This window comes from Azospirillum sp. (assembly GCF_035627195.1).
Taxonomy (GTDB): Bacteria; Pseudomonadota; Alphaproteobacteria; order Azospirillales; family Azospirillaceae; genus Azospirillum.
In genome coordinates this window covers 17,198-31,954 of record NZ_DASPMG010000169.1, presented here as the reverse complement: position 1 = coordinate 31,954, position 14,757 = coordinate 17,198, and the positions used below count along the sequence as shown (strand labels likewise).

Genomic DNA, 14,757 nt, shown 5'->3' with positions numbered 1-14,757 from the left:
CATGAGTGAACCCGTGATCCTTGAGGTGCAGGACGGCGTCGCCGTCGTCACCATGAACCGGGCGGAGCGGCGCAACGCCCTGTCCGCCGACCTCTACGAAGGGCTGGTGCGCACGCTGGAGGGGCTGCTGGACGACCGTTCCGTGCGCTCCGTGGTCCTGACCGGCGGCCCGCACTTCTGCGCCGGCGGCGACCTCGCGGATCTGGAGACGGACGGGCCGGAATCCTCGCCGCTCGGCCTGCGGCGGCGCATGGCGCTGGGCCAGCGCATCGTGCGCGCCATCGTGCAGGGCCGCCTGCCGGTGGTGGCGGCGGTGGAGGGGGGCGCGTTCGGCGCCGGCTTCTCCATCGCGGCGGCCTGCGACTTCGTGGTGGCCGACGCGAAGACCACCTTCTGCGCCGCCTTCGGGCGCGTCGGGCTGATGCCGGACTACGGGCTCGCCTGGACGCTGCCGCAACGCATCGGCCTCGGCCCCGCGCGCGAGGTGATGATGCTGTGCGAGGCCATCCCCGGCCCCCAGGCGCACGCCATCGGCATCGCCGATCTGCTGGCCGGCGAGGGGCAGGTGATGGCGGTGGCGATGGAGCGCGCGCGCCGCCTCGCCCAGGCGTCCGAGGGGGCCATCTCGGCGACCAAGGCGCTGCTCGGCCGCGGGCCGGTCAGCCTGGACGTGGCGCTGTCGTGGGAGGCCGACACCCAGTCGCTGCTGATCGGCAGCCAGGACTTCATCGAGGGGGTCGCGGCCTTCCGCGACCGCCGCGCCCCGCGCTTCCGGGGCCACTGATTTATTCGGGAGAAAACGCCATGCCATCCGCCGCACCGCCGGAAGAGATCGAGATCATCCGCCACTCCGTCCGGCAGTTCATCGCCCAGGAGGTGGTCCCCAACCGCGAGCGCTGGCGCAAGGCCGGCATCGTCGACCGCGAGCTGTGGCTGAAGGCCGGCGAAATGGGCCTGATCGGCCCCGGCGTGCCGGAGGAATACGGCGGCGGCGGCGGCGACTTCCGCCACGAGGCGGTGGTGTACGAGGAACTGGGCCGCGCCAACTTCATCGACTTCGGCATCACCGTGCACAGCGGCGTCGTGCTGCCCTACTTCCTGCACCTGGGCACACAGGCCCAGAAGGAGGCGTGGCTGCCGAAGCTGGTGAGCGGCGAGGCGGTGTCGGCGGTGGCGATGACCGAGCCGGACGCCGGATCCGACCTGCAGGCCATGCGCACCACGGCGCGGCGCGACGGCGGCGATTATGTCATCACCGGGCAGAAGACCTTCATCAGCAACGGCCTGCTGGCCGACGTGGTGGTGGTGGCCGCCAAGACCGACACGGCGGCCGGCAGCCGCGGCATCACGCTGTTCATCGTCGAGGCCGACCGCGAGGGTTTCCGCCGCGGCCGCAAGCTGGAGAAGATGGGCCTGCACGCGCAGGATACCTCGGAGCTGTTCTTCGACGAGGTGCGCGTGCCCGCCGCCAACATTCTGGGCGGGGTCGAGGGGCAGGGCTTCAAGCAGCTCATGTCCATGCTGCCGCAGGAACGGCTGGTCATCGCGCTGCAGGGCCTGGGCGCCATGGAGGCGGCGATCGCGGAGACCGTGCGCTACGCCAAGGAGCGGCGCGTCTTCGGCAAGCAGCTGATGGAGATGCAGAACACCCGCTTCCGCCTGGCCGAGGCGGCGACCGAGGCGCGCATCGCCCGTGTCTTCGTCGAGGACTGCATCGCCAAGCTGGCCGACGGCACGCTCGACGTGCCGACGGCGGCGATGGCGAAGTGGTGGGTGACCGACCGCCAGTGCGCGGTGATCGACGAGTGCCTGCAGCTCTTCGGCGGCTACGGCTACATGACCGAGTATCCGATCTGCCAGATGTTCCTCGATGCGCGGGGGCAGAAGATCTACGCCGGCACCAATGAAATCATGAAAGAAATCATCGCGCGGTCGCTGTAGGGCGACGGTCGTCGTTCCAAAAACAAAGGGGGGAGGGAACCGCCATGCACCTGACGCAACCCGTGCACAAGGGCCGGTACGAGCGGCCCGGCGCCCTGGCGCTGGTCTTCCGCGACCGGCGGCGCACCTTCGCGGAACTGGCCGACCGCGTGGCGCGGCTGGCGGGGGCGCTGCGCGGGCTGGGCGTGGCGCCGGGGGACCGCGTCGGCATCCTCGCCCAGAACTCCGACCGCTACGTCGAGGCGCTGTTCGCGGTGTGGTGGGCCGGCGGCGCCGTCAACCCGGTCAACACGCGCTGGAGCGCCGACGAGGTCGCCTATTCCCTGGACGACTGCGACACCCGCGTCCTCTTGGTGGACGACGCCTTTGCCCCGGTGGCCGGCGCGCTGAAGGAACGCTCCAGGGCGTTGCGCACGCTGGTCCACATGGGCGACGGCCCGACGCCCGACGGCATGCCCGGCTTCGAGGCGCTGATCGAAGCGGCGGAGCCGGTGCCGGACGCCATGCGCGGCGGCGACGACCTCGCCGCCATCCTCTACACCGGCGGCACGACCGGGCTGCCCAAGGGCGTGATGCTGACGCACGGCAACCTCTACGCCAACGCGCTGTCCACCATCGCCGCGACGCCGCGGCCGGAGCGGTCGGTGGGCCTGCAGGTCGCCCCGCTGTTCCACGTCGGCGGCATCGGGCCGGTGATGCAGTACGCGCTGCGGCTGGCGACGCAGGTGATCCTGCCGGGCTTCACGCCGCCGGCGGTGCTGCAGGCCGTCGCGGCGGAGGGGGTGACCGAGGTGTTCCTGGTGCCCACCATGCTGAAGCAGGTGATCGAGCACCCGGAGTTCGCAAATCACGACACGTCCAGCCTGCGCCTCGTCCTCTATGGCGCGGCCCCCATCGACGGCACGCTGCTGGACCGCGCCATCGCGGCGTTTCCCGGCGCCGGCTTCGCCCAGGTCTACGGCATGACGGAACTGGCGCCCGTCGTCACCGTGCTGGGCGAATGGTGGCACACGGCGGACGGGCGCGCGGCCGGCAAGCTGGCCTCGGCCGGGCGGCCGGTGTCGCTGGCCGACGTGCGGGTGGTGGATATCGACGGGCAGGAACTGCCGCCCGGCCGCGCCGGGGAGATCGTCGCGCGCGGCGCCAACGTCATGGCCGGCTACTGGAACAAGCCGGAGGAGACGGCGGCGGCGTTGCGCGGCGGCTGGATGCACACGGGCGACGTCGGCTTCATGGACGGGGACGGGTTCCTCTTCGTCGTCGACCGCATCAAGGACATGATCGTGTCGGGAGGCGAGAACGTCTATTCGGCCGAGGTGGAGAACGTCATCCTCGAGGTGCCGGCCGTGTCGTCCTGCGCCGTCATCGGCGTGCCGGACGAGACGTGGGGGGAGCGCGTGCACGCCGTCATCGTCGCGCGCGACGGCATGGCGGTGGACGCCGAGGCGGTCATCGCCCACTGCAAGGCCCGCATCGCCGGCTACAAGTGCCCGCGCAGCGTGGAATTCCGCACCGAAATGCCGCTGTCGCCGGCCGGCAAGCTCCTGAAGTTCAAGCTGCGGGAGCCCTACTGGGAAGGGCGCAGCCGGCGCGTTTCGTAACGCCGGCCACCCGCCGGACCACGTCACCAACACAACACGAGGGGGGAAAGACCATGAAGCGCACCTTCGCGGCGACGACGCTCGCCCTGGCCATGCTGGCCGCCAACGCATCCGCGGCCTCGGCCGAGCCGGTCCGCATCGGCGTGCTGACCGACATGTCCGGTCCGCTGTCGGCGACGCTCGGCCAGGGGTCGGTCGAGGGCGCCCGGCTGGCGGTGGAGGAGTTCGGCGGCAAGGTCCTGGGCCAGCCGGTCGAGGTGCTGTTCGCCGACCACCAGAACAAGCCGGACGTCGGCACCGCCATCGCCCGCAAGTGGCTGGAGCAGGACGGGGTGAGCCTGATCCTCGACCTCGGCCACTCGGCCATCGCGCTGGCCGTGCAGCACATGGTGACCGAGCGGAACAAGGTCATCATCACCACCGGTGCGGCGTCTTCGGCGCTGACCGGCAAGGCGTGCTCGCCCAACGGCTTCCACTGGGGCTACGACACCTACCAGGCGGCGGTGGCGTCGGCGAAGGAGCTGGTCAGGCGCGGCGGCGACACTTGGTACTTCGTCACCGCGGACTACGCCTACGGCCACAGCCTGGAGGCCGACACCACCAAGGCGGTCACGGCGGCCGGCGGCAAGGTCCTGGGCTCGGTCCGGCACCCGATCAACAACATGGACTTCTCCTCGCACCTGCTGCAGGCGCAGTCGTCGGGCGCCAAGGTGATCGGCATCGCCAGCGCCGTGTCCGACCTGCAGAACGCGCTGAAGCAGGGGCACGAGTTCAACGTCTTCTCCGACAAGCAGCGCCCGGCACCCATGGGCATCCTGCTGGTCGACGTGAAGTCCATCGGCCTGCCGGCCCTGCAGGGCGCCACCTTCAGCACCGTCTTCTACTGGGACGCCGACGAGCGCACGCGCGAGCTGGCCAAGCGCTTCCAGCAGAAGACGCAGCGCCCGCCGACCGAGCCGCACGCCATGAACTACAGCGCCGTGCTGCACTACCTGAAGGCCATCGAGGCGGCCGGGACCACCGACACCAAGGCCGTGCTGGCCAGGATGCGCGAGACGAAGATCAACGACGCCACCACCAACAACGCCTGGATCCGGGCCGACGGCCGCGTGATGCGCGACATCCATCTGGCCTCCGCCAAGCGCCCGGCGGACGCGAAGGGCGACTGGGACCTGTTCGCCATCCAGGGCACCATCCGCGCGGAGGACGCCTTCCGCCCGGCCGGCGAAAGCGAGTGCCCGCTGCTGAAGTGACGTCGCGGCGGCGCGGTGAACAAACAGTTGTTTGGCAACTTTGTTGGTGCTACGGTCTATTCCGGATGTGGGCGCCCGGACGTGGGCGCAAGAACCCACCGGCGGGAGGAGATGTCATGACGTTCTTGGGTGGTTTGAAGGCGGCGCTGCTGGGATCGGCGCTGATGCTGGCGGCGGGCACGGCGCAGGCGGAGTTCACCAACAACGCGATCCGCATCAGCGTGCTGACGGACCTCAGCTCCAGCTATTCCGAAACCTCGGGCCAGGGCTCGGTGGTGGCGGCCAAGCTGGCGGTGCAGGATTTCGGCGGGAAGGTCAACGGCGTGCCCGTGGAGATCATCCCGGTCGACCACCAGAACAAGGCCGACGTCGGCGCGCTGGCGGCCCGCCAGCTGATCGACGTGAACGGCGCCGACGCCTTCGTCGACATCTCCAACTCCGCCGTCAGCCTTGCGGTGCAGGAGCTTGCCAGGAACGCCGACAAGGTCGTGCTGCACGTCGGCTCGGCCACGGCGGACCTGTACGGCAAGGCCTGCTCGCCCACCGGCGCGCTGTGGCTCTACGACACCTACGCGCTGGCCCAGGGCCTCGCCCGCTCGATCATCGCCGAGGGCGGCGACACCTGGTACTTCGTCACCGCCGACTACGCCTTCGGCAAGGCGATGGAGGATGCGGTGCGCAAGATCCTGGAGGCGCAGGGCGGCCGCACGCTCGGCTCCTCGCGCCACCCGGTGAACAACACCGACTATTCCTCCTTCATGCTGCAAGCACAGCAGTCGGGCGCCAAGATCGTCGGGCTGGCGAACGCGTCCGGCGACACCGTGAACGCGATCAAGCAGGCCGGCGAGTTCGGCATCACCGAGGGCGGGCAGAAGCTGGCGGCGCTGATCTTCTACATCCAGTCGGCCAAGTCGGTGGGGCCGGAGCTGGCGCAGGGCCTGCGCTTCATGACCGGCTACTACTGGGACCGCGACGACGCCAGCCGCGCCTTCGCCAAACGCTTCGCCGCCGAGATGAAGGGCGGCATGCCGTCCCAGGCGCACGCCGGCATCTACAGCGCCGTGCTGCACTACCTGAAGGCGGCCGCTGCCACGGGTTCGGACGCCGGCACGACGGTGATGGCGAAGATGAAGGAACTGCCGGTCGAGGATTTCTTCGCCGGGCGCGCCACGCTGCGCGAGGACGGCCGGCTGATGAAGGACATGTACCTGGTGGAGGTGAAGAAGCCGTCGGAGGTGACGCAGCCCTGGGACCTGCTGAAGGTCCTGCGCCGCATGCCGGCCGACGAGATCATCCGCCCGCTGAAGGACGGCGGCTGCCCCTTCGTGAAGTCGTAAAGCCCTTTCGGCGCGGCGTCGTCCGGCCCGGCCGGAACGGCGCCGCGCCCACAGGAGACCAGCCATGGAGCAGCGGGCGTACCCGGCGCCGCCCTGGACCTACGTCGGCGCGCGGGTCCTCAACGTCGTATGCCGGGCGGCGGAGCCGCGGGCGGTGCACCGCTGGATCCCGGCGCCGCTGCGCCCGGCGCGGGACGACGGCCTGTTCACCCTCTGGTTCGCCAGCGTGCCGTCGATCCCCGAGGTGGGGCCGCACTACACCTCGGCCGAGGGCGGGATCTGCATCCCCGCGCAGACCGCCGACGGGGCGGCGCGGGGCGGCAGCTTCGCCCTGATCGTCGTCGACAACGACGTGGCCCTGTGCGGCGGCCGGGAGATCTGGGGCTTCCCGAAGCGGATGGGGGCGGTCCGCTTCGACGCGGACGGCTCCCGCTCCGTTTCCGCCGCCATCCACCAGACCGCGTACCGCGACGGCCGCGGCGCCCCCATCCTGTCGGTCGAGGCCACCCTGGACGGCAGCGGGGAGGAGGCGCTGGCCCTCCTGCCGGCGTTCGAGCCGCGCCTGCTGAAACGCACCATCCCCAGCCCCTTCGGCCCCGAACGCGAGGCCGACGGCATCGTCCGCGTCGGCGTGCGGTCGGTCGTGGTGCACGAGCTGCGCACGGGGCGGGCCGAGGTGCGCCTTGGCCCCGGCCTGGACGGCCTGGACGAATGGGGGCCGGTCACGGTGCTGGGCGCCGTCCACCGGCATTGCGACTTCGTGCTTCCCTACGGAGAGCCGGTGTCGGGCTGATGAACGTTGGGTTTTCGCTGGCGCTCAACCCAACCTACGGGCGCGTTCCATGTAGGTTGGGTTGAGCGCAGCGAAAACCCAACGTTCCGCGAAGGCACGCCCCCTTCACCCCCGGCGCAGCATGCGCACCAGCTGGCGGCCGATCTCGGCGGGCGGCAGGCGGGAGCCGGGGCGGTACCAGGTCTGCGTCCAGTTGAGCGCGCCCAGGACGTGCAGGCGGAAGACGTGCGGGTCCACGCCGCCGGGCAGCGGCAACGCGGCGACGAGGCCGGCGATGAGCTGTTCGTAGGCGTCGCGCTGGCGGACCAGCGTGTCGCGGTACTCGCCGATGCTGGCCGGGAACTTCGGCACCACCATGATCATCAGGTCGCTGCTCTCCAGCAGCGCCGTGCAGTGGGCGGCGGCCGCCGCCTCCAGCCGGTCCCACGGGTCGTCGATGCCCTGCACGGCGCCGCCGACGGTTTCCATCAGCACCCGCATGCCGGCCTCGTGCACCGCCACGAACAGCTCCTCCTTGGAGGTGAAGTGGTGGTACAGCGAGCCGGCCAGGATGCCCGTGGCCGCCGCGATGTCGCGCATGGAGGTCCCCTCGAAGCCCTTCTGCGCGAACAGGCGCGCGGCCTCCAGGATGATCTGCTGGCGGCGGTCGAAGGGAACGGCGTCCTCCTGGGGTGCAGCCTCCCGCCGCCGCGCCCGGTTGCCCGCCATAATCTTCGCCTTGGCCATGGTGTCGTCCCGCGTTAACAGCCGCCCGTCCGGGCCTGCATAATACATTGAACGGAAAAGCGCACGCACGGGCGCCGCGCAGGACACCCGGCTTGACTCGCGGAACTGTAGAGTCATACGATTCAACAAACAAGTGTTCGTTTGGAGGGAGCGATGGGACGGGTCGAGAACAAGGTGGCGGTCGTCACCGGCGGGGCCGGCGGCATCGGCGCCGCCGCCGCGCGGCTGCTGGCGGCCAACGGGGCGACGGTGGTGGTCACCGACCTGGCCGAGGCGCCGGCCCCGGACTGGGAGGAGACGGGCGCCGCCCTGTACCTGCGCCAGGAGGAGACGGGCGCCGCCCTGTACCTGCGCCAGGACGTGACGCGGGAGGAGGAGTGGACGCGCGTCCTCGACGCTGTGATCGACCGTTTCGGTCGTTTCGACATCCTCGTCAACAACGCCGGGGTGGGGTTCCGCCGCAGCGTCGAGGACACGACGCTGGAGGAATGGCGGCGCGTGATGACGGTCAACCTGGACGGCGTCTTCCTCGGCACCCGGCACGGCATCGCCGCCATGCGCCGCGCCGGCAACGGCGGCTCCATCGTCAACGTCGCGTCCATCGAGGGGCTGATCGGCGACCCGGAGCTGGCCGCCTACAACGCCAGCAAGGGCGGCGTGCGGCTGCTGACCAAGTCGGCGGCGCTGCACTGCGCCCGCGCCCGGACGGGGATCCGCGTCAACTCCGTCCACCCCGGCTACATCTGGACGCCGATGGTCGCCAGGTCGGTGGCCGCCGCCCCGGACCCGGAGAAGGCGCGGCGCCACCTGGCATCGCTGCACCCGGTCGGGCACCTGGGCACGCCGGACGACATCGCCTACGGCATCCTGTATCTGGCGTCGGACGAGTCGCGCTTCGTCACCGGCTCGGAGCTGGTGATCGACGGCGGCTATACGGCGCAGTGAGGCGGGAATGAACATCGCCCATCTCCTGACGCGCGCGGCGCGGGCCGCGGCGGACCACGTGGCGGTCGCCCGCGGCGACCGGCCGGTGTGGACCTACGGCGCGCTGGCGGCGCGCGTGGCGGCGCTGGCCGGTGGGCTGCGGCGGCGCCACGGGCTGGCGCCCGGCGACCGCGTCGCCCTGCTGATGACCAACGCGCCCGACTACGTGGTGGCGGTCTTCGCCTGCTGGCACGCCGGCCTGACCGCCGTTCCCATCAATTCCAAGCTGCACGCACGCGAGATCGCCTACATCCTCGACCACGGCGGTGCGCGCCTCCTCATCGCCACGCCCGACCGCGCGGCGGCCGCCGCCGCGGCGGTGGAGGCGAGCGAGGGCAAGCCGGCGGTGGTCGAGACCGGCACGGCCGACCACGCGCGGCTGCTGGCCGGCGAGGCGCTGGCCCCGCACGCGGCGGCGCCGGACGACACGGCGTGGCTGTTCTACACCAGCGGCACGACGGGGCGGCCGAAGGGGGCGATGCTGACGCACCGCAACCTGCTGGCGATGACCGCCAACTACTTCGTCGACGTCGACCGGGTGGAGCCCGGCGACGCGATCCTGCACGCCGCCCCGATGACGCACGGCTCCGGCTGCTATATGCTGGCGCACGTGGCCGGCATGGCGGCGAACGTGATCCCGGAGAGCGGCGGCTTCGACCCGGCGGAGATGTTCGCGCTGATCCGGGCGTGGCCCGGCGCCTCCTTCTTCGCGGCACCCACGCTGGTGCACCGGCTGACCCTGGCGCCGGAGGCGGGCGACGCCGACACCCGCAACCTGAAGACCCTGGTCTACGGCGGCGGCCCCATGTACCGGGAGGACTGCAAGCGGGCCCTCGCCCTCTTCGGCCCGAAGCTGGCGCAGATCTATGGCCAGGGCGAGAGCCCGATGACCATCACCGTGCTGCCCAAGCGCCTGCACGCCGACATCGGCCACCCCCGGTACGAGGAGCGGCTGGCCTCCGTCGGCTACGCCCAGGGCGTGGTGGAGGTGATGGTGGCCGGTGATGGCGACCGGCCGCTGCCGCCCGGCGGGATCGGCGAGGTGCTGGTGCGCGGCGACACCGTCATGGCCGGCTACTGGCGCGACCCGGAGGCGACGGCGCAGACGCTGCGCGGCGGCTGGCTGCACACCGGCGACCTGGGGGCCATGGACGAGGACGGCTTCCTCACGCTCAAGGACCGCTCGAAGGACCTGATCATCAGCGGCGGCGTCAACATCTACCCGCGCGAGATCGAGGAGGTGCTGCTGACGCATGAGGCGGTGGCCGAGGTCGCCGTCGTCGGCCGCCCCCACCCCGACTGGGGCGAGGAGGTGGTGGCCGTCGTCGTGCCGCTGCCCGGCCGCACGGTCGACCCGGCGAGCCTCGACGCGCTGTGCGGCGCGCACATCGCCCGCTTCAAGCGCCCGAAGCACTACCGCATCGTCGAGGCCCTGCCGAAGAACCACTACGGCAAGGTGCTGAAGACGCAGCTCCGCGCCGATCTTGTATGATCCGGCGGGGAACGGTCAGGGCATCTTCAGCAGCGGGCCGAAGGCGACCTCCATGCTGGTCTCGTGGATGCCGGCCTTCGCCGGATCGCCGGGTGTGACGTTGACGGCGCGGATCAGGCGGCGGCGGATGCGGCCGCCCGCCACGTCCATATCCACGTCAACATCCAGGATGTTGACGCAGCCGTAGTCCTGCTCGAACGCCGCTAGCGCGCACAGGCCCGCACCACAGGCCCAGGACAGCACCACCCGGTTCACCCCGTCGTGCGCGACCAGCGCCAGATGAGTCCAGCCGGGCTCCAGCGCCAGCCGCTCGATGCCGGCGACCACGCGGTCGCGCACGGCGGCGAAGGCGTCGCCGCCGGCGAAGCACGCACCCTCGGCGTCCGCCCCCTCGAAGCCGTAGATATACTCGGCCTCGCGCCGTTCCTTCGGCACGCCGGCCATCCGGCCGGTGCGGATCTCCAGGAAGGCGGGGTCCTCCTCCACCGCCAGCCCGCGCCCTTCCACCACCAGCTCCGCCGTCTGCCGCGTGCGCGGCAGGCCGGAGCAGACCACGCGGTCGAGCGGCACGCCGGCCAGCAGGGCGCCGGCCGCGCGCGCCTCCGCCCGGCCACGCTCGGTCAGTTCGGCCAGCTTGGGATTCAGCGGGCGGCCGGCGGCGTCGTAGTAGGCGACGTGGCCGTGGCGCAGCAGGTAGATGCGCCGCCGCGCCACGGTGCCGGGCAATGGGGTGAAGGGCAGGGGCGTGAAGGGCAGGGGCGTGAACAGGCTCATCGTCCGGCCGCCAGCAGCTTGGGGTTGGACACCGCCAGCCGGGCGCGCGTCACCTCCGCCAGCACGGCGCGGAGACCGGCCTGCCGGTCCGGGGCGTCGAACGACCCGGCGTCGATGGCGGCGCACAGGCGGGGCAGCAGGGCGGGCAGGTCGCCCGCCTCGCCCAGCAGGGCGCCGACGGCGGCGGCCAGCGCCGGTTCGGCCCCAGCGCCGGCCGCCAATTCGCGCTCCGCCATGCCCAGCGCGTTGGCGATCATCAGGGCGGCGAAGCGCTGCTCGGCCGGGACCACGGGCAGGACCGCCTCGCGGAAGGTCTTCAGCGCGATGGCGACGAGGTCGCGGGCGCCGGGATCGTCGTTGATCATGCGCGTTCTCTTTTCGAAGACACGGCGTCCAGGTGCCGCAGCAGGTCCATTTCGATCTCCGGCAGCATGCGGCCGGTCAGCGCCAGTTCCAGCGACGGTTCGGTGCCGGAGGTGTGGCGCATGCCCTGCTGGACCGCCACGGCGGCCCAGCGCAGGTAGGCCGCCGCCTCCCAGTACGCCACCGCCGCCTCGTCCACCGTGCGGCCCGACGTTTCCTCGTAGCCGGCGTAGAGGTCGGCGCGGTCGGCGATGCCGCCGGCCTCCCGGTCGTGCCGGCCGAAGCGCCAGGAGGCGGAGCAGAACCACGCCAGATCCTCCATCGGGTCGGACCAGCCGGCGAACTCCCAGTCGATGATCGCCGTCAGCGCGCCGTCCTGGACCATGTAGTTGCCGGTGCGGTAGTCGCGGTGGCACAGCACCAGCTCCCCCGGCGGCGGCGCGTTGATGGTGAGCCAGCGCAGGCCGTAGGCCAGCACCGGGTCGGTCCCGGCGTAGCGCCCGATCCAGGCGCGGAAGTCGGCGGCGGATTGCAGCGCCGGGCTGGGGGAGGGCAGGGGCAGGAGCTCCAGCCCCGCGGCACCCGGCCGCACCGTGTGGATGCGCCCCAACTGCCGGCCGAGGTCGCGGGCGAGGTCGCGCTGCGGCGCCTCGCTCTTGACCACGCGGTGGCCGGCGGCCACGCCGCCGGCGCGCCGCATGATGTAGAAGGGGGCGCCCAGCAGGGCCGGGTCGGCGCCGATGAACAGCACCTCCGGCACCGTGGCGCCGGTGGCGAAGACGGCGCGCAGCACCGCCGCCTCCTCTGCCTTGCCCAGGCTGGCCGAAACGCCGGAGGCGGAGCCGGTGCGCAGCACCGCCGCGTGCCGGCCGGCGCGCGGGCCGCCGTCGATCTCCAGCGTCACCGCGAGGTTGAGCGAGATGGCGCCGCCGCTGAGGCGCCCCTCGTCCACCACGCGCACCGTCCGCGCCCCGGCCTCGGCCTTCAGCCAGGATTCCAGGGCGCTCCGGCGGGCGTCGTCCAGGAAGGGGGCGCCGCTCACGACCAGCTCCAGAAGCCGTCGCCTTCGGACAGGTAGTTGCGGCTGAGCACCATCTTGTGCACCTCCGACGCACCGTCCACCAGCTTGGCCTGCCGGGCGTAGCGGTAGATCCACTCCAGCACCGTGTCCTTGGAATAGCCGCGGGCACCGCACAGCTGGATGGCGGTGTCCACCGCCTTGAACAGCGTGTCGGCGACCTGCACCTTGGCCATCGACACCTCCTTGCGGGCGAAGCTGCCGTGGTCGAGCGCGTGGGCGGCCTTCATGGTCAATAGGCGGCCGATCTCGATCTGCATCGCGACCTCGCCCAGCATCCACTGCACGCCCTCGTGCTCGGCCAGCTTCAGGCCGAAGCTCTCGCGCTCCTTCACGTAGGCCGCGGCGATCTCCAGGCTGCGCTTGGCAAGGCCGGTCCAGCGCATGCAGTGGGTCAGGCGCGCCGGCCCCAGGCGGATCTGCGTCGCCTTCAGCCCGTCGCCGATGGTCATCAGCACCTGGTCGTCCGGGATCTCCAGCCCGTCGAAGACCAGCTCGCAGTGGCCGCCGTGCTCCTCCGGACCCATGATCGGGATGCGGCGCTCGATGCGCCAGCCGGGCTGGTTGCGGTCGAACAGGAAGGCGCTGAGCCCCTTGCGGCTGTCGTCGGAGGTGCGGGCGATGATGATGAAGTGCTGCGCGGCGTCGGCGCCGGTGATGAACCACTTGCGGCCGGTGATGACCCAGCGGTCGCCCCGGCGCTCCGCCTTCGTCTTCATCATGCCGGGGTCGGAGCCGCCGCCGGGGTGCGGCTCGGTCATCACGAAGGCGCTGCGCACGGCGCCATCGACGATGGGCTTCAGCCAGCGTTCCTTCTGGGCGGGCGTGCCGACCATGCCGAGGAGCCGCATGTTGCCGTCGTCCGGGGCCGCGCCGTTGAAGCAGACGGGGCCGAAGATGGAGCGGTTCATCTCCTCGTAGCACGCGGCCACGCCGACCATGGGCAGGCCCTGGCCGCCCCATTCGCGCGGCATCTGCACGGCCCACAGGCCGGCCGCCTTGGCCTTGGCGCGCAGCGGGGCCAGCGCCGCCTCGGTGATGTTCTCGTGCTCGTCCCAGTTGGCGCGGTCGGCCTCGACGGGGAGGATCTCCGTCTCCACGAAGGCGCGGATGCGGCGGCGGTAGTCTTCGATCTCGGGCGACAGGGTGAAGTCCATGGCGCGTTCCGTCCTTTTTCCAGTGCGGGGAGCCGTAGGTTGGGTTGAGCGCCAGCGAAAACCCAACATCGCCGGCATTGCGAACACGTTGGGTTTTCGGCTCCGCCTCAACCCAACCTACGCTGTATCCGTTCGTTCAAAGCGAGGAGACGAGGTGCCCGCCGTCCACGGCGATCACCGATCCGGTCATGTAGGAGCCGGCGTCGGAGCACAGCAGCAGGAGCGGCCCGTCCAGCTCCGCCGCCCGACCCAGGCGGCGCTGGGGGATGCGCTTGATCAGCGTCTTGCCGGCGTCGGTGGAGAAGAAATCCTGGTTGATGTCGGTCTCCACATAGCCGGGGCACAGCGCGTTGACGCGGATGCCGTGGCGGGCCAGCTCCAGCGCCATGGCCTTGGTCAGGTGCACCAGCCCGCCCTTGGAGGCGACGTAGGAGGAGATCTGCCCGGCCACCCGGATGCCGAGGATGGAGGCGATGTTGACGATGCTGCCGCCCTTGCCGCCGTCGCGCATGCGGCGCGCCACCTCGCGCGCCACGCGGGCGCAGCCGGTCAGGTTGGTGTCGACGACGCGGTCCCAGTCCTCCTCGCTCATGTCGAGGAAGGGGGCGCTGGCGGTGATGCCGGCGTTGTTGACGAGGATGCCGATGCCGCCCAGCGCCGCCTCCGCCTCCGCCACCGCGCGGCGGACGGATTCGGCGTCGGTGACGTCCATGGCGACGGTGACGGCGCTTCCGCCCGCCGCCTCGATCGCCGCGCGGGTCTCGGCCAGCGCGTCGGTGCGGCGCGCGGCGAGCGCCACGCGGGCGCCGGCGCGGGCGAGCACGCCGGCGAAATGGCGGCCCAGGCCGCTGGACGCGCCGGTGACGAGCGCGGTGCGCCCGGTCAGGTCCATCATGGCGCTCATGCCTCCTCCCTTAAGGTTTTTGCCCGCTTGCGGCTTTGCGTCTTCGCTGCGGGTCTGCTAAAAAACGAGCGAGCGCTCGTTTTATACATCGGGCGCGGCTCGCCCGCAACGGCGTTCCGTGCTAAAGGCGGGCAATCGCTTGAAGGGCCTGGGGTTGCTGCATAGCCCCTCCCCCCTCGCTCTCGCCGGATCTTTGATCCGGCTGACGCGACAGGCGGGTCCTTTGGACCCGCTGAGAGCGGGGGAGGGGTTGGGGAGAGGGGGATTACGGCCGGCAGGGCGGAAAAGACTCATGTCCCGGCTGCCGCCGGCAATACCCCCTCTCCCCAACCCCTCTCCCGCGAGGGGAGAGGG

At 71.5% G+C, this 14,757-nt stretch carries 14 protein-coding genes; 8 read left to right on the top strand and 6 right to left on the bottom strand.

What is annotated here, in order from left to right; translation table 11 throughout:
• Position 1 precedes the first annotated feature (1 nt).
• The 6 genes from VED21_RS15320 (at position 2) to VED21_RS15295 (ending at position 6,925) form a co-directional block, all read left to right on the top strand.
• A complete protein-coding gene (locus tag VED21_RS15320; protein WP_324883441.1) occupies positions 2-784 on the top strand; it encodes an enoyl-CoA hydratase/isomerase family protein in 783 nt (260 codons plus the stop codon).
• Positions 785-804: 20 nt separating this feature from the next.
• Complete coding sequence (locus tag VED21_RS15315; RefSeq protein ID WP_324883439.1) at positions 805-1,941, top strand: acyl-CoA dehydrogenase family protein; 1,137 nt, start codon at positions 805-807, stop codon at positions 1,939-1,941.
• Positions 1,942-1,985: 44 nt separating this feature from the next.
• Positions 1,986-3,542 (top strand): long-chain fatty acid--CoA ligase, encoded by a 1,557-nt coding sequence (locus VED21_RS15310; protein ID WP_324883437.1) that lies wholly within the window; start codon positions 1,986-1,988, stop codon positions 3,540-3,542.
• 53 nt (positions 3,543-3,595) lie between these two features.
• The gene (locus VED21_RS15305) at positions 3,596-4,795 is read left to right on the top strand and encodes an ABC transporter substrate-binding protein (protein ID WP_324883435.1); all 1,200 of its coding nucleotides are present in this window, start codon (positions 3,596-3,598) and stop codon (positions 4,793-4,795) included.
• A gap of 116 nt (positions 4,796-4,911) precedes the next feature.
• Positions 4,912-6,132 carry an ABC transporter substrate-binding protein gene (locus tag VED21_RS15300; RefSeq protein ID WP_324883433.1) on the top strand — a complete coding sequence of 407 codons (1,221 nt, stop codon included), beginning with the start codon at positions 4,912-4,914 and terminating at the stop codon, positions 6,130-6,132.
• A gap of 64 nt (positions 6,133-6,196) precedes the next feature.
• On the top strand, positions 6,197-6,925 hold the full coding sequence (locus tag VED21_RS15295; RefSeq protein WP_324883431.1) for an acetoacetate decarboxylase family protein: 729 nt from the start codon (positions 6,197-6,199) through the stop codon (positions 6,923-6,925).
• Between the two features lie 105 nt (positions 6,926-7,030).
• Here the strand turns inward: VED21_RS15295 and VED21_RS15290 are convergent, their stop codons facing one another.
• Positions 7,031-7,651 carry a TetR/AcrR family transcriptional regulator gene (locus tag VED21_RS15290; RefSeq protein WP_324883429.1) on the bottom strand — a complete coding sequence of 207 codons (621 nt, stop codon included), beginning with the start codon at positions 7,649-7,651 and terminating at the stop codon, positions 7,031-7,033.
• A 153-nt stretch (positions 7,652-7,804) separates the two neighbouring features.
• Between VED21_RS15290 and VED21_RS15285 the strand changes: the two genes are divergently transcribed.
• Positions 7,805-8,596 carry a glucose 1-dehydrogenase gene (locus VED21_RS15285; protein ID WP_324883427.1) on the top strand — a complete coding sequence of 264 codons (792 nt, stop codon included), beginning with the start codon at positions 7,805-7,807 and terminating at the stop codon, positions 8,594-8,596.
• Positions 8,597-8,603: 7 nt separating this feature from the next.
• Complete coding sequence (locus VED21_RS15280) at positions 8,604-10,127, top strand: AMP-binding protein (RefSeq protein ID WP_324883426.1); 1,524 nt, start codon at positions 8,604-8,606, stop codon at positions 10,125-10,127.
• Positions 10,128-10,142: 15 nt separating this feature from the next.
• Here VED21_RS15280 and VED21_RS15275 read toward each other — a convergent pair whose 3' ends face one another.
• From VED21_RS15275 to VED21_RS15255, 5 genes are all read right to left on the bottom strand, one after another.
• Positions 10,143-10,901: a histidine phosphatase family protein gene (locus VED21_RS15275; RefSeq protein WP_324883425.1), complete on the bottom strand. Its 759-nt coding sequence runs from the start codon at positions 10,899-10,901 to the stop codon at positions 10,143-10,145.
• Positions 10,898-11,266 carry a DUF6285 domain-containing protein gene (locus tag VED21_RS15270; protein WP_324883424.1) on the bottom strand — a complete coding sequence of 123 codons (369 nt, stop codon included), beginning with the start codon at positions 11,264-11,266 and terminating at the stop codon, positions 10,898-10,900. Before VED21_RS15270 ends, VED21_RS15275 begins: the two co-directional genes overlap by 4 nt.
• On the bottom strand, positions 11,263-12,306 hold the full coding sequence (locus VED21_RS15265; RefSeq protein ID WP_324883423.1) for a phosphotransferase family protein: 1,044 nt from the start codon (positions 12,304-12,306) through the stop codon (positions 11,263-11,265). Before VED21_RS15265 ends, VED21_RS15270 begins: the two co-directional genes overlap by 4 nt.
• On the bottom strand, positions 12,303-13,499 hold the full coding sequence (locus tag VED21_RS15260) for an acyl-CoA dehydrogenase family protein (protein WP_324883422.1): 1,197 nt from the start codon (positions 13,497-13,499) through the stop codon (positions 12,303-12,305). Before VED21_RS15260 ends, VED21_RS15265 begins: the two co-directional genes overlap by 4 nt.
• Positions 13,500-13,635: 136 nt before the next feature.
• Entirely contained in the window at positions 13,636-14,403 is a 768-nt protein-coding gene (locus tag VED21_RS15255) for a glucose 1-dehydrogenase (RefSeq protein WP_324883421.1), read from the bottom strand.
• Positions 14,404-14,757: the final 354 nt, after the last annotated feature.